Raw genomic sequence first — 15,661 nt, 5'->3', positions numbered from 1 at the left:
TATATGTAGCAGTCGGGCGAAGTTCAGGAATCAAATCCGCCCTTTTTCGGTGGGTTTCGCCGCCGCAAGAATCGAAAATCCGAGACGTTTCACACTTTGTGCAGCTAAAGCGTCGGGCGATTTCATTGAGCCTTGTCTAGCCGTAGTATTTGGCGATAGAGGTCCATGATGTCCAAGTTCATTGCGACGATCCATCAGCATATTTTGCGTTGCAGTGAACGACAGGAAAGCAGGCTGCAACCTCAGAAACAGAGTGAAGTGAGTAACGGTGGGAATGAGCCGTCCCCACGCTGCAAGGCTAAACAAAAGGATGAATTGCTGCGTTGCATCCGAGGTCCGTAGCGAGCCCAAAGTGGTAGTAGCTATTTCGTCGCAAACACCTATTGCGCAACTTCGGCATCAGGTTCCAATGGGTTTAAGGACTATTTAAAAAATGGAAATTTGGGCGGTGGGAATCGCTGGGAACTCTGCCCTCAATTTTATGGCCAGCACATGCTCGCGTCTCGCTCAAATACGATATTCTCGACGGGAACCGTCTGATCTGCAATGATGCTCGTACTGCTTATGTTTTGCAGAGGGGGGAATTATGTTTGATTTTTCGTTGAAATTCGCCGCCCTGACAGCAAGCAATACTGCGCTTATTGTTGGTGTGTTGACGGCGAGTTCTCAGGCTCAGGTCCGTGAAGAAAGTCGCGCAATGGTGTTGTTGCGCTCACTACCGACGCTCAGCGCAAGCCACAGCGTGGCTATAGTCGAGTTGGATCCAGAGTCCGAAGATTTTGGCAAAATTATCAGTGAAGTAGAGCAGCCGGAACTCGAGCATCCGCTTCACCATCTTTACTACAGCCCTAACGGACGGCTTTATTCCACTGGCCTAGATCCCAAATGTAGTCTTGCGGAGATCGGATTGGCGCGTGACTCAACCGGCGCGCCCGAAGTGACCCGCATTCAGTGCCTCGACACTGCCGGCCAGATGGTGGGCGAAGACATCATGTGGACCCGGTCAAACGGAACTGAGTACATGTTTGTCACTTTCATGGGCGGCCTTGGCCAAGCCGATGGCGGTACGGTTGGCGTGTTCGACGCGCAGACCAATGAGGTCATCAAGGTGATAGAGGCGCGGAAAAGTGAAGTTGGGGAAAACGCGCCTTACATCCTGTATCCACATGGCATCTCGGCCTTTGACGACAGGATGGTTGTAACTTCCACTGTCCACCCAGATCTCGCCACCGGTGTTGGCAATACGGTAACGATCATCGACCTCAATGCGCTCGAACCGGTCCAGACGATTGAGGTGCAAGGTGAGATGCCAGTCGGTTTCCCGTCTTCGCCCGTCGAAGTGTTGTTTGCGCGACCGTCGATCCACGAAGACATCGAACCGGCAGTGCTTGTAAATACCATGTTCGGCTTTGAAACATGGTCAATTCCGTATGACGCCGAAGCTAAAACTTTCGGGCCAGCCGAAGTGGTCTACAGCGGTGTCCAAAACGGAACTGCGGTGCCACTCGAATTCTACGGCAACGACACTGAGTTGTTTATCAGTCACGCGCTTCCGGGCGTGGTGAAACGATATGATCTTTCAAAGCTGCCCAAGCTGGTTTCGTCAGGACCAGACATCGTCGCCGATGCAGGTGCGCACCACATGATCTTTTTCACCACTAAGTCAGGACGTGAGGTGATCGCCATCCAGAACAATCTTCTCAATCTTGGCGACGCGAAAGCAAACGACCCGACAGATGTGGACTTTATCGCCGGACTCAACGCACACACGATAACCGTCCACGACCTTGCCACCGGCGAACGGCTAGCCACGGTGAATTTCCGTGAGCGCTACAAAAAAGGTGTCGACAATGTCGAAGGGCTTTTTGGCGCAGGGTTCGTTCACCACCACTGAAAAGCGCCAAAACATCAAAATGAAACTCGGGATCGCCGGGCTTTGCCTGGCGATCTTTATTGCATTACTGTCTGCGTTTTGGATCTCACGATCTCCTCCTGTGCCGACAGCCATCGCAGATTTCAAAGCACCATTTGTGTTTGGCCGTTTTTCGATCCCGGAAGATAACCCTCTGACAGAAGAAGCTTTTCAGCTTGGCAGGCGGTTGTTTTATGATCCCATGTTATCCGGCGACAACAGCATGTCTTGTGCAACATGCCATCAACAGGAGCGCGCCTTTACGGATGGCCAACCAGTCGCCTTGGGGCATGGCGGAAAGGAGCTTGCCTTCAACAGCATGAGCCTTGCCAATCTTCTTTGGGGACCGCGCCGGTTTTTCTGGGACGGTCGAAGTCCGACGCTGGAACACCAAGCACTGCAGCCATTGATAAATCCGGATGAAATGCAGCAACCGCTGGACGAACTTGTCCGCGAGCTAAAAAGCGCGCCTGAATATCCCGAGATGTTCTGGAAAGCCTACGGCGAGGTGTCGGAAGAGAACGTCGCCCGCGCGCTGGCAACCTTTATGCGAATGTTGATTTCCGCGAATTCCAAATACGATCGATATTTGCGTGGCGAACTGCGTCTTTCGCCGCAAGAAGAGCACGGGCGCAAACTGTTCATGGCGCATCCAGACGTTAAGGTCTCTTTGCGTGGCGGAAACTGCATCGACTGTCACAGTCAGTTCGTGACAGCTGGATTTTCGGATGGCTGGGATGGCTTTATCAACAACGGCCTTGATGCAGAACAGAACCTGGGCCGCGGACTTGAGGCGGTGACCGGTGACATCTTGGACCGGGGAAAGTTCAAGACGCCGACACTTCGAAACATAGCGGTTACAGGGCCTTACATGCACGATGGCCGGTTCGCGACCCTTAGCGAAGTGCTCACGCATTACAATTCCGGCATTCAGTTTAGCGATACACTTAGCCCTTTGATCCTTGAAGCGGATAATACCGTCGTAGATCCCATTGCTGCACACGGCCTCGGCCTCGCGCCCAAAGAAGTCGATGCAATTATCGCGTTTCTCCACACTTTGACGGATGAGGCATTTCTGACGGAGCCAAAGTTTTCAAGCCCATTTGAGGAAGAGACACAATGAAACGCCTAAACAGACTCAGCATCGTCGCCGTTTCCACTTTGGTCCTAGCAGCCATAATAGTTTTTGCCTTTGATTTTCGAACGAAACCCAGGCCGCTGAAACTGATTTTTGTAGCCGAAGCAAATGGCGAGCCGATTGAATTCGATACCTTCGCTTACACCAATCCCGGCGGAACAGAGATGTTCCGCCTTCGTGATTTCCGTGTCTACATCTCCAACATCAAACTGGCTGACGGTGACAAGGTACATGTCGTAGAAAACAGCTACCATTTGTTGAGGTTTGACCGCAGCACGCCGCAATTCAATGTGGTACTACCGAAAGTGCCTTTGCGACAGATATCAAGAATTTCGATGTCCATTGGGATTGATGAAGCCGCAAACGGGTCTATCGAGGTACGAGGCGACCTTGATCCCAATAACCGCATGGCTTGGAACTGGAACATCGGCTACAAATTTGTTCTAGTCGAGGGGGCCATCCAAATGGACGGGGCTGTAATGCCATTGGTCTACCATGTCGGCTTTAACGAAAATCGCCGGGATCTCGACTTTGTGGCGCCAACTTCCGTTGAACGGGATGAAAACAGACCGCTGACATTTTCCGTGGACGTCATGAAACTCTTTTCCGGAGAGGATGTCATCGACATGACCGAACTACAAACCGTAAAGATGGACAGATCCGACGCGGCACTCTTGGCAACGAATTACGCCCAGATGATTAATCCCACCTGGGGTGATTAATGGTGAACCTTGAGGAAAACTCACCAACAGGCGTCCGTCGAGTGGCTAGGTGACTCAGTTATTCAGAAGTAACGGGTCCATCCTGTAAAACGACATGCCCTATGATGTCTGCTTTCTCCGCAAAGCAGTCCTTGGCGCCTGATTTGACCACGTCTGCTGCATGCACCCGAGGTAAATTCTGGTTCCGTTATAAATGCCTGCACTCAGCCTGCTTCAGGCACATCACGAATTGCATGAAATGTCGGCCTATGCGTTTTTTGAATCTCCACAGTATGTGGATAGGGAATGGAAACATCGTTTGCATCAAAGGCCAACTTGACGGCTTTAGTGATTGCGAATTTCAGTTCCCAGTAGTCATCGGATTTACACCAAGGCCGCGCGGTAAGATCCACAGAGCTTTCGCCTAGGTTTGTCACGCGCACCCACGGCTGCTCCGGGTCATCCAAAACGCGTCCGTCTGCATTTGCTACTTCGAGAATGATCTCAGCTGCCTTATCAGGGTCATCCCCGTAATCGATACCAAAAACCAAATCGACCCGACGTTTATCAGAGGCCGTGGAATTCAATATCACGTCACCCCAAACCATGGAATTCGGTATTACAATGACCTGATTATCTGGCGTCAGGACAGTGGTTGAAACAATAGAAACGGACTTGACCGTTCCGGAAGTGTTTCCGGCTGTAATGTAGTCACCTTCATCGAACGGATTGTTAATCATTAGCATTACACCAGCTGCAAGGTTCCCAAGCGTTTCTTGCATTGCAAAGGCGAGGACAAACGAGCCACCTCCGACGATTGCGAATAACGCCGTGATGTCGACGCCCAATGAAGAAAGCACCACGAGGAATCCAATTCCCATCGTAAGCCAATAGATTACCCTTGCTAAAAACGCGGGCATCAGCTTCGGCATGCCCCGCATCCGCCTAAACACACGCAACGAGAAGGTCGACATAGCTTTGGCCACGACAAAAAGTGCAAATAACGACGCGGAAAGCGAGATCATGCTGATCGCAAACTTGCCGCCACCATCAGTTGATCTTACCCATGTGAGAGCTTTTCTACCCAGGTCTTCCCAACTGGAACTCTGCGTTTCATCGGCGATGATGGCACTTCGGTAAGCACGGTATGTGCCCACTTCCATTTCATCACCATTCTTCTTTTCCAGACTCTCAACAACCGCCGAAAATCGCTTGAATGCCTCATTGCGATCTTCAGAGAGATGTAGGATGCGGTCGAAGTCGGCTTCTGACGTGCCATCACCCTCGTTTGCAGCCGCGATAGTCGCCTCGACCACGGCTTTGGTTTTCTCGCGCGCGATTTCTTGCCAGCGCACAGCAAGAGAAGATAGCTCATCTTTGGTCAATGGTATTAGCTGAAGCTCAAACTCCTCCAATTCGACTCGGGGATCGTCGAACCCCGAAGGATACGGCACTTCTGCCTTCTCAATTTCTGAGGTTGGACTTGCTTCCGGTACTGATTGCTCGTTCGCAAAAATAGGCGTTGGCAATCCTGCGGCCAGAGTCAGCAGAAGAGGTGCAAGAAAGCACAAGGCTAATCTTGACCAAATTGATGTACCGGAAGATTTCATTAGTACTTATCCATATTCGATTGTTTTTTCTGGCCGCGAAACAAGGCCCGCAGCGGCGTGACACCAGATACCGCAAGTAAAGCAGTCTTTGTTCCGCCATGACGGGCGTAAGCTTTTTCCTAGTCGTTGTGATTATTTCGGTCGTCGCGGCGCTCCTCTGCGCGGTCCTGCGCGTCCTCGAAATTGTCCTTCTTGATCGCGCCGCTCACGGCGCCAACTGCCGCGCCGGCAGCAGCCCCGCCAACGACGTTCTCGCCAGCAATGGCAGCGACGGTGGCACCAACGACCGCGCCTTTGACGGCTTGGTCCGCGACGTAGTCAGCCTGAGCCGTCGCTGCCATTGTGACCAGAATTGCCCCTGAGATCGGAGCAATAACGAACTTCTTTGTAGAGTTTTTCATTGGTTACATCCTTGTTCTACCCAAGCAACCACTGCGGTTGCCTTGTGTTATCGAACTAGGTGGGACCACCGCCTGCTATCTTTTGCCGTCGGGACAAGGTTTTGCGGATACTGGACACTCTCTGCTATTTGGGGATTTTCAGCTGTATCCACTAAAGTGATATTTGCACTTGCGCGCCTTCGTTTCTTAGATCTGCTGTTTCAAGAAACTGAAGATTTGACATCGCATGGTCCGTTGGTCGTGCTAGCTTAAGATTGCTCACATCATTTGGAGGAGCATTCTAGAATGCGAGTTGTCTTTACGGTTCTAAGTGTTTCAGTGCTTCTTCCTGCCCTGGCTTATTCCGTAATTTGGGGAACTCTCGCTCTATGGTTCAAACTTCCCGGACCCGAGTGGCTGAAGTGGGTCGTTTGCGGTGGTTTCGCAGTCTTCGGCATGGGAACGCTAGTCGCAATGTTTACACGGGCGCGGTGGCGCTGGCTCGTTGTTTTCGCAACAGCTCTTGTTGCACTGAATTTGTGGTGGAACACGCTGGTTCCGCCGTCCGCGGGAAATTGGTCTCCGGAGGTCGCGCAACAGGTAACAGGGTCAATCGACGGGGACATCTTAACACTAGAGAATGTACGGAACTTCGATTGGCGAAGCGAAACCGACGTGACGGAGACATGGGAAACACGCAGTTACAATCTCTCGCAGATTGAGACAGTGGATCTTTTTATGTCGTATTGGGGCGGGCCATCCATGGCGCATATGATTTTGAGCTTTGGCTTCAAAGACGGGCGGTACCTTGCTTGGTCAAATGAAGTCCGTCGAGAGAAGGGGGTTTCTTTCTCGCCAGTTGCTGACTTTTTCAAAGCGCACTCGATTGCAGTTGTGGCGAGCGAAGAAAAAGATGTTGTCGGCTTACGCTCGAACATTCAGGGCGCTCGCGTTCAGATTTTTAGACTCAGAACAGTGCCTGGGAATCGTAGGAAACTTCTCGAAGGGTATGTTGCAGCGGCGAACGGGGTCGTAGAAAAACCGCATTGGTTTAATTCGGTGTTCACCAATTGCTCACGTACAGTGGTCCAGATCGCACGGCATATTGGCATCAAAATACCGATGGATTGGAGAATCATTGTCAACGGGTATTTCCCATATTTTCTTTATGATCATGGGGGCATGAACACTGATCTATCGATCGAAGAGATATTTCGATTGGGGGATATCACTGAGAAGGCTGAGGCCTTCGGCTTGGTGGACGGCTATTCGGAGGCCATACGAGTAGGTGTCCCCAATCCTTAAAAGATGATATTTACTAGATGCACTTACAATCACATTGGATGCGTCAAATAGGGCTGCTCACATGACCAAAAAAAGCGAAGTGTTAAAGCTCACTCTGCTCATTTTGGGTCTAATGGTTCTGGTTAGTGCGTGTTCACGACCTCCTGAACTGGTCGGGATAGAAAATCCTGAGGTTAGCATTGAAGACCAAGCTGGAGTGAAGAAGCAAAAAATCTTTATGGCGACGACTAGGGCGGCAACAGGTGTGCAGGGTGTTTTTTTCTCCGGAGACAGAGCAAAAGAAGTCGGTTTGGCGTCGGTCGATGTGACAATTCCTCCAACGCATGAGATTGGCGAATTGAAACGACCCAAGAAGTTGCCCCCTGATCCGAGCAAAGAGTTCACAATAATAGACCCTATTGTCTATTCCAGCGATGCAAGGTTTATTTCTGCGGTAAACAAGGAATTGAACTCTCGCCCACCTTCTAAACGCACAATCCTTTTCTTTGTGCACGGCTATAATAACACTACCACTGATGCACTTTTGAGGCTTGCGCAGTTCGTTGAGGACTCTGGATACGAAGGAGTGCCCATTTTAATGTCTTGGGCGTCCTCTGCTCAGACAACTGGGTATGTCTACGACTTAAACAGCACGCTGATTGCACGCAGTAAACTTCCTGAACTTGCGAGTGTTCTTCAACAGACCAACGCTACAAGTGTCAATATCTTCGCTCATTCGATGGGTTGCCTTTTAACTATGGAAGGTATTGTCAATTCCGTCGAGACTGGTCGCGCGCGAGGCATCACGAAAGTTGAAAACATCATGCTTGCTTCGCCAGATATCGATATCGACTTATTCAGAAGCCACATGGAGGCGATCCCCCAGTCGATCACCGAGAAAATCTTCATTTTGACGTCAGAAGATGACAGTGCTTTGAAATTCTCACGCCGATTGGCAGGTGGCGTCCCTAGGGTTGGGGCATCTGATGCGGAGGAACTTGAAAAAGAATTCGGAGTTCTTGTCATAGACCTATCCGACATTGAGAACTCCGATTCTGGAAGCCACAGCAAGTTCACTGGGTCGCCGGAGGTCGTGCAGTTGATTGGGTTGGGTCTAAATTCAGCGAGCAGATTTGGAACCAGTTCAGCGCCTCCAATCGAACGGATTATGGCAAACTCACCCATTAGAGTGTTTGACTGACGCTAAAATACTATTTGTTCGCCGATCTGGCGACCTGTGATCAGGTATCTATAGACTTCTTGCAAAGTTGCTCGATCGAGTCGTCCGTTGGCCTGAAGCAATTTGCGAAGCATGTCGCCTTCGATCAATGAGGCGTTCACGACAAGGCGAACCATCGGGAGCGGTGGCAGTTTGGATACTAGACTGAAACGTCATCGGGTCAATCAAAGCTCCCGCGCCGACGGAAGCTTGCACACTCGCAGCGCGGGAACGCCCGATTTGCAAAGAGGGCTATGCATACCGGGTACTGGGAATACGGATCAATAGATAGCCCAGACCACAAAAAGTCAGCGCTTTTACTGCAAGGGATGGTAAGAGCGGGCGGCCGTAGGGCATTCAATATTTACGTTGTGTGTCGCTGATCTGATCGACGAAGCTGAGCAACTGACTAAGTGAACCTCCTGGAGGTGCAGCGTGGGCCGCCGCAACGGAGGGATAGGCCAAATGTTGGATGAACATGGAGGCCGCGTCTGTGCCAGATGGCGGCAAGATTCAGCGATCTACGCTTTCGTACGACGGCTGGCAGGTGGGACGCGACTATGTTCCAATTCAGCCGCAATTTGCGGGTCTTGAACCATCACGGCGTTGAATCGCCAGACCACGCCATACCGACCGGGCAGGAACTCTGTGGACCACCGGGGCACAGAAGAAACACGCCAGCAACAGAAGCCAATTAGTCGATTTTAGTCGCTTCCGACTTTCTGAACACCAACAGTGTTACAAAGAGACCGCCTATCAGTAGCATATGCGCCGCCGCTGTTACGCCGAACACGAAGTAACTGCCGACCATAAGCGAGAAAATTGCGCTCCACATCCATGCCAACATTTGCATCAGCAAATGGGCCACGGGTAAGGACTGATTTCTTAGTGGGTTTTTGGTTTCATCCATTACCGAAGCCCATGTGGTTTTCACGTCTAAACTATTGGTCATGATTTTCCTCCCAATTCCAATTAATTCGTGATCTCAGTTCCACTGAGCATAACTGGAGTGTTCGCTGCTAGTGGAGCAGCGGGATCAAATTACAAGACAAACCGTTCGTGATTTGTGATATTGCTAATACGTACAATTCAGACGGTTGGACCGAAAAAAAACGGCGCCCGAGGGATGGGTGGTACGCGCAGGTTACAGGTTTGGGGTGCATGTGACAGCCGGCAAAGCCCGGATTGGATTCGCAACTCGCGCCATCAACTGGACCGGAGGGACGGATCGTTAGCAGCGCGGCTAATTCCGAGTGATGGATACATTTTAGTTAGGGTGAGCCTCAATACCGCGATTTTTCCTGATAGCTGCAAACCAGCGTTGAAGTCACTTCCTCAACTGTAAACTCAAGGCCGGAGCGATTTCGTTGGTCAAGACAAACAGCATGGGGAAGAAGGTCAAAAGACGAGCCCGAAAATCCGCGTAGCACAGGCTATCGGCATACCTTGGTACGTCGGAAGAAAACATAAAGACACTTAACTTTTTAACCAATTTCTTCGCGGACCCGGCCGCTGAGATCGTCGGCGCTTAACGACCAACATTCCGCTGGTTGGTCCGATTTGACTGGTCCGAATTTACCTGACAGCACCGTTTCCTAAATAGTTGGCCAGACAACAGACAATGCCCCCTTTAGGCAGCACAAGCCAGTACTTCGGAATGAAAAGTGTTCTTTGCTTCAACGACTTCAGCTATGTAAAACGGCAGAGGTGTCTAAGCATGTGTTTCTCATCACAAGCCAGTTTTGTAGCCGGCGCAGCAATCATAGCCTGCAGTGGTCTTACGATACGTTTGGCGTTGCAAATGGGCGAACGATTTCTTCCGCTAGCCAGCTTTCCACTTTTCTTTGGGATTCAGCAATTGTCCGAAGGCTTCTTGTGGGTGTCCATTGACAACCCGTCGGCAAACCCTTCTTCGGCAGCTGCGTTGACGTTTCTCTTCTTTGCCTATTTCTTTTGGCCGTTTTGGGTTCCGCTGTCCGCGGCTTCGATTGAACGTAACCGGCGTCGCAGGCTCATATTCCAAGGGATTTGCGGAATTGGTTTTTGCTTAGGCTTGTTGCTTTACTTACCAGTATTGTTGTCACCAGCAAACCTAGATATTGGCCTAGCTCAACACTCCATTCAGTATGAAAACATAGAAACGTTCCCGTCCGAAACTACGAGGAACTTTGCACGTGTTTTCTACGCTTTGGTGATCTGCGTTCCGCTTGTGGGATCGAGCGATAAAGGCTTACGAGGTTTCGGGTATCTAATTGTCGTTTCCGTTGCTTTGGGGTTCTTCTTTGCTTCTCATGCCTTCACGTCAATCTGGTGCTTCGTTGCGGCAGGTTTGTCTGCCTACATCTACTTCGTTCTAAAGTTTCACTATTGGGAGGCAGACCGCTTAGGTGGAGCTGCCGAAGGTTGAGGGACATTTTGAAAAATGCGTTTAAGTGCGGGCAGGGGGTTTCACTGGAAAGCCGTCATCCGACAGTTTTTGTCAGATGACCGCGTTGAGCTCATAGCGAACGACGCTTAGGTTGCCATCAACGTCAGCGATGAGTAGAAAGCGGACTTTTCAAACTTTGAAGAACGATCATTGCGAATCTTTGCCGAGACCTTTTGGAGCAACCGCTATTGGGAACTGGCTGGATATGCTTTTGATCTAATTTGCTGTTCTGCCGAAATCTCGCGCCTGTTGCAGGTCGCTTTGATTGCAAAGTCAGGCGATGGTCACTGTCCCGAATTGGTTTTCGCGATACTGCAAAGCAGATCAACATGTCGATCCAACCAATCCTCGTCCAGTGCTTCGTGACGTATGAGCTTGCGGAAATAAGGTGCCGCGACTGCTAGTTCTATAAGCTGTTCAACCGGAACATCCGCGGCGATCTCGCCGCGATCTATTGCGGCTGCAAATACTGCTTCAACACTTGCGAACCTGTCTTTCATGAATTCAGTGATCACCAACCGCGCTTCTTCGTCGGTGGACGCAGCAGCGACCACCTGAGGCGCGATTTGGCCCCATGGTGTGTCATTCAAGGCTCCCATCAGTACGCCGAGTAACCAGCGCAGGTCAGATCGCAGCGGGCCATCGGTTTTGGGCGGTATGTTCGGCGGTGTTGCGATGCGCCTGAACGCTGCATCACGCAGACAACGCGCATCTGGCCAGTGCCTGTAAAGTGTGCTGCGCGAAATGCCAGTTGCCTTCGAAACTGCACCATGAGTTACGTGCAGTACGCCCTCATCCCTCAGTATCCTTTGCGCCGCATCAAGCGCGGCCTGCCGTGTGGCGATCAGCCTAGGATCTTCTTTCAATCACCCCTCCTGTAGAACATTTTGTTGCGCAGTAGAACATTTTGTTCTATAAGCATGGCCAGCTAAAAGCTAAAGCTCAATACTCGATTTCGCGAACACGTCTTTTCAAAATAGGAGCGTATCAATGTTTAAAGTGGCAGCAACCCCGCTGGCGGTACTCTTAACGATGGGCGCGACAACCGCATTGTCCGAGAGTGGCAGCTACGAGCTGGATCCTGGACACAGCCAGGTATTGTTCAGCTACGACCACATCGGTTTCTCAGAAACGTTTGGAATGTTCTCAGGTTTTAGCGGCGAGATAGAGTTCAACGAAGATGATCCGTCTGCGTCGTCTGTCACAGTGTCTATGCCTGTAAAATCCATGATCACGGGCTGGGATGCCCGTTTGCAACACTTCATGTCCGATGACTTTTTTAGCGCGAGTGACGGTGACGTGGTCACATTCGCCTCAACCAGCATTGAAGTGACCGGGGAAAACACCGCGGATATTTCTGGCGACCTGACCATGAATGGCGTCACCAAACCTGTTGTTCTGGAAACAACGCTTAACAAGTCAGCGCCATACCCGTTTGGTCCGAAAGAGGGCACGCCGACCTTGGGGCTGGCTGCCACGGCGACTATCGTGCGGTCTGAATTCGGACTTGGGGCATTTGCGCCAGCGGTGAGCGACGAAATAGAGCTCTTGATCAATATCGAAGCATTAAAGGCTGAGTAATGTGTGCAAGGGCGCTGATACTGCGCTGAGCGCTCATTCTCAACTTTTGACGGGCTGGCAACAAAATGAATGTGTTCCTTAGACTACTGGCGGTTGCTGCGATAGCGGTGGCGTTGACGTGCCCGTTGGCATTCGCACAAGAGCGCTCCTTGCCGGAGCGCACCTCACCCCGCCCTGAAACGACAAGCGGAGTACCGCATACTCAGATTGGTGTCGAAATTGATGCCGATTTGGCCAAGCTATTGCTGGAGCGTGTTGCGCAATTCCCAGGGGTCACGCTTGGCCCAACACGCATATCGCTTCCGGGCGCGATTGGCTTTCAGCTTGATCCCGACATGTTGTTGTCCCAACCGAACTCTATCGTCGGTGGGTTTGAGTTTGCGCACATGCATCCTGATGGCAGCTTGCACGCTTCGCTCGACCCAGAAATGGCTCGAAGGGCAATTGAGGCTGGCTGGGCCGTAGCTCACCCTTGGGCCAAGCAACGTCCTGGGTGGGGCGGCTTTGTCATGATCTATACTCCAACCACACCCGAAGAGCTGGATGTCGTCATCGATCTGGTTGAAAGCTCGTACACCTTCATCACCGGCATCACTCTGGGCTAAACACCCACCTGCTGACCTTTCCGTTGCTGACTAATGCGCAGGTCAGTCAAAATTCAGTTTTACTGGAATTTCAGATGATTCATGTACCACCGCTCTAGACGGGCCGGATCCAGAAATGTGGGGCAACTTCAATGGATGCAACTAGGATCGTTTGCTTCGACACATCCTCGTAACTTGTCAAAACTACATACCCCCAGTAGATATCTGGTATGTTTCGCTTGATCCTGTCGATACTTCTTGTTGTTGCATTCTCTGGCGCATCCGCAGCGTCCGTGAAGCATGGCTTGATCCATGGATCGGATCATTCTGGTCATCATGCTCAAGTGGCGGACGACGATCCGTTGGCTAATGCCGAGAAAGCTGTTGCGGATTGTTGCGACACCACCAGCGGCATGGGTTCAGCATCCTGTTTTAGTGATCTTGTCGCCACGGCGGGGATTTCGCCGATTGCTCCATTGGTGATCTCAGAGGGTGGTGTGATGCACGCTGATTCCGATTTTTCGGGCCTCGCACTGAGCGTCCCCACCGGTCCTCCGAAAGCCTGAACGGCAACGGGCGCCCGCCCGCAATCCGTTCAAATTTCACATCAAAGGACCGACAGACATGATCACACGTCGTCACTTCACCACACTGTCCGCAACTGCTCTCATCGCGACCGCTCTTCCCGTCCGTGCAGGCACTCCAATGCACGTGCTCAGCTCACCAGGTTGCGGATGTTGTCACGCATGGGCCGACTTGGCTCGCGCACGTGGCTACGCCGTAACCGTTGAGGAACTGACCGACCCCGAGGCACAGAAGTCAGCGCGGGGTATCCCGTTGAACCTCGCATCCTGTCACACCGTTGAAGCCGATGGTTATGTCTTTGAAGGCCATGTGCCGTTCGAGGCACTGGAAACCGTGTTGACGGATCGGCCTGACATCACAGGGCTAGCTGTTCCTGGCATGCCAATGGGCTCTCCTGGTATGGGCGACGATCCTTCCGCCCGCTACGACGTCATCGCATTTGGGGGAGAGGCCGGGACCGGAACGGTGTACTACCGCGCGGGCACAGCTCAGCCGTTCGACACCTGATGGTAGGGCGTACAACACTCTTGGTTACCGGTGGGCTTGCGCTCGCCGGTTTCACAGTAGCGTTCGTTCTGGCCCAAGCCTCTGAAGCGGTCGGTCTTTTGACACCTGATGACGGGGAAGTTGTCGCCATTGGCCAAGATATTTACGCGGACCAATGTGCTGCCTGCCACGGTGAGAACCTTGAAGGACAGCCAAACTGGCGGAAACACGGCGAGGATGGTTTGCTACCAGCACCGCCGCATGACGCCACAGGGCATACGTGGCACCACGATGATGAAGCGCTCTTCACTTTGACCAAATTTGGCCTGGCCGGACTGATGGAAAATGCGCCCCCAACCGGGATGCCGGTCTATGAAGGTGTGCTCAGCGATGACGAAATCATAGCGGTCCTTTCTTATATCAAGTCAACCTGGCCCAATGACCTTCGTGAATACCACGACGAGCTGAATGCCCATTCCGAATAGAGGAAAACTCAGATGATCAAACAAACTCTTATCGGCTTGGTCGTAGCAATGGCTCCAATACTTGCGGCCGCGCATTCCAAGTCCGAAGAAACGACGCCGGCTGACGGCGCGACTGTCACGGACGTGCCGGAGCTTACCATGCGGTTCGAAGATCCGATGCGCATCATCTCGGTCACGCTGACCTCACCAGATGGCGACGTCGAAATTGACCGCGAAACGGGTATGGACCCCGCTACAGAATTCCGGGCTGTGCCGTTGGAAGAGCTCACACCGGGAAGTTACCGCTTCGACTGGCGCGGTATGGCTTCCGACGGTCACCCGATGCAGGGCAGCTTCTCTTTCACAGTCGCTAAATGACTGGACTGGCCCCCATTGACGGTGTTGTCGTCTTGGCCATTTTGGCGAAAGCACTTGGCTACGGTGCGGTGTTACTAGCGATGGGTAGCGTCCTGTTCACGGCCCTCTTTGCCAAGCGCGCTGTAGAGTCTGTTCTACGCCTTGCGCGGCACCTCGCGGTTGGAGCTGCGATTGTCGGTTTGGCCGTGCTTGCTTTACGTTTTGGCATCAGAGCAACGCGGATATCCGGGATGGGCTTCGAGGGCGCGACGGACCCAATTATGCTTGGTTTTGTTTGGGATAGTCCGCTTGGCACCGCCGCGATTTGGCGAGGGGTGGGTGAACTCGCGATATTGGCAATCCTGCTCCCCCGCGTAGGTCAGTGGGTCGCTTTGGTGGGTTGCCTCGCCATTGCGATTTCATTTGCCCAGGTGGGGCACTCGCTCGGAGAGCCTAGAGCGGCTCTCGCGGTCCTGCTGGTTCTTCATCTGCTGGCTGCCGCGTTTTGGGTCGGTGCTCTCCTGCCCTTGCGCAAAGCAGCGCTCACTTCCACTGGGGCCGATCTACTGCACCACTTTGGCAGTGTCGCTGCTTATGGAGTTGCCGTCCTGATTGTTGCGGGCGCAGCGCTCGCGTGGTTGCTTTCGGGCTCCGTAGCCGCCTTGTTTGGGACGGCATTTGGATTGGGGCTTTTGATCAAGGTCGTGATCGTTTCTGCCCTTCTTGGCCTCGCGGCGCTGAACAAGCTGAGATTTGTTCCGACTCTCAGGGCTGAGAAGCGCGGCGCGGAAATTGCTCTCCGGCGGTCGATTTCAATGGAGATGTTGGCTGTTGTCCTGATCCTGTTTGCAACGGCGACGCTAACCAGTGTCACGACACCTCCCATCAATCTCTGATGGCCTATAGTCCGAAGCCGGAACTGCAAAGCCTTG

General features: G+C 52.3%; 17 protein-coding genes. 13 read left to right on the top strand and 4 right to left on the bottom strand.

The features are described from left to right. The first annotated feature begins 586 nt into the window (after positions 1-586). From ACR0MQ_RS18890 to ACR0MQ_RS18880, 3 genes are read left to right on the top strand one after another with little or no spacing between them, the layout of a single operon-like run. The gene (locus ACR0MQ_RS18890; RefSeq protein WP_480610107.1) at positions 587-1,894 is read left to right on the top strand and encodes a hypothetical protein; all 1,308 of its coding nucleotides are present in this window, start codon (positions 587-589) and stop codon (positions 1,892-1,894) included. Further along, on the top strand, positions 1,851-3,035 hold the full coding sequence (locus ACR0MQ_RS18885) for a cytochrome-c peroxidase (RefSeq protein WP_010438260.1): 1,185 nt from the start codon (positions 1,851-1,853) through the stop codon (positions 3,033-3,035). The genes ACR0MQ_RS18890 and ACR0MQ_RS18885 overlap by 44 nt, the downstream gene beginning before the upstream one ends. Then, positions 3,032-3,772, top strand: a complete 741-nt coding sequence (locus ACR0MQ_RS18880; protein ID WP_480610105.1) for an MbnP family protein — start codon at positions 3,032-3,034, stop codon at positions 3,770-3,772. The genes ACR0MQ_RS18885 and ACR0MQ_RS18880 overlap by 4 nt, the downstream gene beginning before the upstream one ends. Positions 3,773-3,975: 203 nt before the next feature. Here the strand turns inward: ACR0MQ_RS18880 and ACR0MQ_RS18875 are convergent, their stop codons facing one another. Then, entirely contained in the window at positions 3,976-5,361 is a 1,386-nt protein-coding gene (locus tag ACR0MQ_RS18875; protein ID WP_480610103.1) for a mechanosensitive ion channel family protein, read from the bottom strand. Between the two features lie 119 nt (positions 5,362-5,480). Then, the gene (locus tag ACR0MQ_RS18870) at positions 5,481-5,762 is read right to left on the bottom strand and encodes a glycine zipper domain-containing protein (protein WP_170771278.1); all 282 of its coding nucleotides are present in this window, start codon (positions 5,760-5,762) and stop codon (positions 5,481-5,483) included. Positions 5,763-6,047: 285 nt separating this feature from the next. On the opposite strand from ACR0MQ_RS18870, the gene ACR0MQ_RS18865 reads away from it, so the two are divergent. After that, entirely contained in the window at positions 6,048-7,046 is a 999-nt protein-coding gene (locus ACR0MQ_RS18865) for a lipoprotein N-acyltransferase Lnb domain-containing protein (RefSeq protein WP_480610101.1), read from the top strand. A 61-nt stretch (positions 7,047-7,107) separates the two neighbouring features. Then, positions 7,108-8,226: an alpha/beta hydrolase gene (locus ACR0MQ_RS18860; RefSeq protein WP_480610099.1), complete on the top strand. Its 1,119-nt coding sequence runs from the start codon at positions 7,108-7,110 to the stop codon at positions 8,224-8,226. A gap of 712 nt (positions 8,227-8,938) precedes the next feature. Here ACR0MQ_RS18860 and ACR0MQ_RS18855 read toward each other — a convergent pair. Continuing rightward, positions 8,939-9,196 (bottom strand): hypothetical protein, encoded by a 258-nt coding sequence (locus ACR0MQ_RS18855; protein WP_170546638.1) that lies wholly within the window; start codon positions 9,194-9,196, stop codon positions 8,939-8,941. 765 nt (positions 9,197-9,961) lie between these two features. Between ACR0MQ_RS18855 and ACR0MQ_RS18850 the strand changes: the two genes are divergently transcribed. Continuing rightward, entirely contained in the window at positions 9,962-10,651 is a 690-nt protein-coding gene (locus ACR0MQ_RS18850) for a DUF6629 family protein (RefSeq protein WP_480610097.1), read from the top strand. A gap of 305 nt (positions 10,652-10,956) precedes the next feature. On the opposite strand, the gene ACR0MQ_RS18845 is transcribed toward ACR0MQ_RS18850, so the two are convergent. Beyond that, the gene (locus ACR0MQ_RS18845) at positions 10,957-11,538 is read right to left on the bottom strand and encodes a TetR/AcrR family transcriptional regulator (RefSeq protein WP_319546013.1); all 582 of its coding nucleotides are present in this window, start codon (positions 11,536-11,538) and stop codon (positions 10,957-10,959) included. A 124-nt stretch (positions 11,539-11,662) separates the two neighbouring features. Here ACR0MQ_RS18845 and ACR0MQ_RS18840 point away from each other — a divergent pair, with 124 nt between their 5' ends. From ACR0MQ_RS18840 to ACR0MQ_RS18810, 7 genes are all read left to right on the top strand, one after another. Beyond that, positions 11,663-12,253 carry a YceI family protein gene (locus ACR0MQ_RS18840; protein WP_319546014.1) on the top strand — a complete coding sequence of 197 codons (591 nt, stop codon included), beginning with the start codon at positions 11,663-11,665 and terminating at the stop codon, positions 12,251-12,253. A 149-nt stretch (positions 12,254-12,402) separates the two neighbouring features. Next, positions 12,403-12,858 (top strand): luciferase domain-containing protein, encoded by a 456-nt coding sequence (locus ACR0MQ_RS18835; RefSeq protein WP_319546015.1) that lies wholly within the window; start codon positions 12,403-12,405, stop codon positions 12,856-12,858. A gap of 209 nt (positions 12,859-13,067) precedes the next feature. Further along, positions 13,068-13,403: a hypothetical protein gene (locus ACR0MQ_RS18830; RefSeq protein ID WP_170770880.1), complete on the top strand. Its 336-nt coding sequence runs from the start codon at positions 13,068-13,070 to the stop codon at positions 13,401-13,403. A 58-nt stretch (positions 13,404-13,461) separates the two neighbouring features. Further along, a complete protein-coding gene (locus ACR0MQ_RS18825; RefSeq protein ID WP_480610095.1) occupies positions 13,462-13,929 on the top strand; it encodes a DUF411 domain-containing protein in 468 nt (155 codons plus the stop codon). After that, positions 13,929-14,393: a c-type cytochrome gene (locus tag ACR0MQ_RS18820; RefSeq protein WP_170771265.1), complete on the top strand. Its 465-nt coding sequence runs from the start codon at positions 13,929-13,931 to the stop codon at positions 14,391-14,393. The genes ACR0MQ_RS18825 and ACR0MQ_RS18820 overlap by 1 nt, the downstream gene beginning before the upstream one ends. A gap of 12 nt (positions 14,394-14,405) precedes the next feature. Then, positions 14,406-14,750 carry a copper resistance CopC family protein gene (locus ACR0MQ_RS18815; RefSeq protein ID WP_480610093.1) on the top strand — a complete coding sequence of 115 codons (345 nt, stop codon included), beginning with the start codon at positions 14,406-14,408 and terminating at the stop codon, positions 14,748-14,750. Continuing rightward, positions 14,747-15,625, top strand: coding sequence for a CopD family protein (locus ACR0MQ_RS18810; RefSeq protein WP_170771263.1), 879 nt, complete (start codon positions 14,747-14,749; stop codon positions 15,623-15,625). Before ACR0MQ_RS18815 ends, ACR0MQ_RS18810 begins: the two co-directional genes overlap by 4 nt. Positions 15,626-15,661: the final 36 nt, after the last annotated feature.

The sequence above is a fragment of the Ruegeria sp. AN6 genome (genome assembly GCF_056540425.1).
Note: the sequence above shows the minus strand (reverse complement) of the source record. Positions and strands in the feature narration are given on the sequence as shown.

Coding starts and splice junctions, on each gene's coding strand:
- ACR0MQ_RS18880 (WP_480610105.1), top strand. CDS start 3,032: ATGAAACGCCTAAACAGACTCAGCATCGTCGCCGTTTCCACTTTGGTC.
- ACR0MQ_RS18825 (WP_480610095.1), top strand. CDS start 13,462: ATGATCACACGTCGTCACTTCACCACACTGTCCGCAACTGCTCTCATC.
- ACR0MQ_RS18855 (WP_170546638.1), bottom strand. CDS start 9,196: ATGACCAATAGTTTAGACGTGAAAACCACATGGGCTTCGGTAATGGAT.
- ACR0MQ_RS18890 (WP_480610107.1), top strand. CDS start 587: ATGTTTGATTTTTCGTTGAAATTCGCCGCCCTGACAGCAAGCAATACT.
- ACR0MQ_RS18870 (WP_170771278.1), bottom strand. CDS start 5,762: ATGAAAAACTCTACAAAGAAGTTCGTTATTGCTCCGATCTCAGGGGCA.
- ACR0MQ_RS18865 (WP_480610101.1), top strand. CDS start 6,048: ATGCGAGTTGTCTTTACGGTTCTAAGTGTTTCAGTGCTTCTTCCTGCC.
- ACR0MQ_RS18860 (WP_480610099.1), top strand. CDS start 7,108: ATGACCAAAAAAAGCGAAGTGTTAAAGCTCACTCTGCTCATTTTGGGT.
- ACR0MQ_RS18875 (WP_480610103.1), bottom strand. CDS start 5,361: ATGAAATCTTCCGGTACATCAATTTGGTCAAGATTAGCCTTGTGCTTT.
- ACR0MQ_RS18810 (WP_170771263.1), top strand. CDS start 14,747: ATGACTGGACTGGCCCCCATTGACGGTGTTGTCGTCTTGGCCATTTTG.
- ACR0MQ_RS18830 (WP_170770880.1), top strand. CDS start 13,068: ATGTTTCGCTTGATCCTGTCGATACTTCTTGTTGTTGCATTCTCTGGC.
- ACR0MQ_RS18815 (WP_480610093.1), top strand. CDS start 14,406: ATGATCAAACAAACTCTTATCGGCTTGGTCGTAGCAATGGCTCCAATA.
- ACR0MQ_RS18840 (WP_319546014.1), top strand. CDS start 11,663: ATGTTTAAAGTGGCAGCAACCCCGCTGGCGGTACTCTTAACGATGGGC.
- ACR0MQ_RS18820 (WP_170771265.1), top strand. CDS start 13,929: ATGGTAGGGCGTACAACACTCTTGGTTACCGGTGGGCTTGCGCTCGCC.
- ACR0MQ_RS18885 (WP_010438260.1), top strand. CDS start 1,851: ATGTCGAAGGGCTTTTTGGCGCAGGGTTCGTTCACCACCACTGAAAAG.
- ACR0MQ_RS18850 (WP_480610097.1), top strand. CDS start 9,962: ATGTGTTTCTCATCACAAGCCAGTTTTGTAGCCGGCGCAGCAATCATA.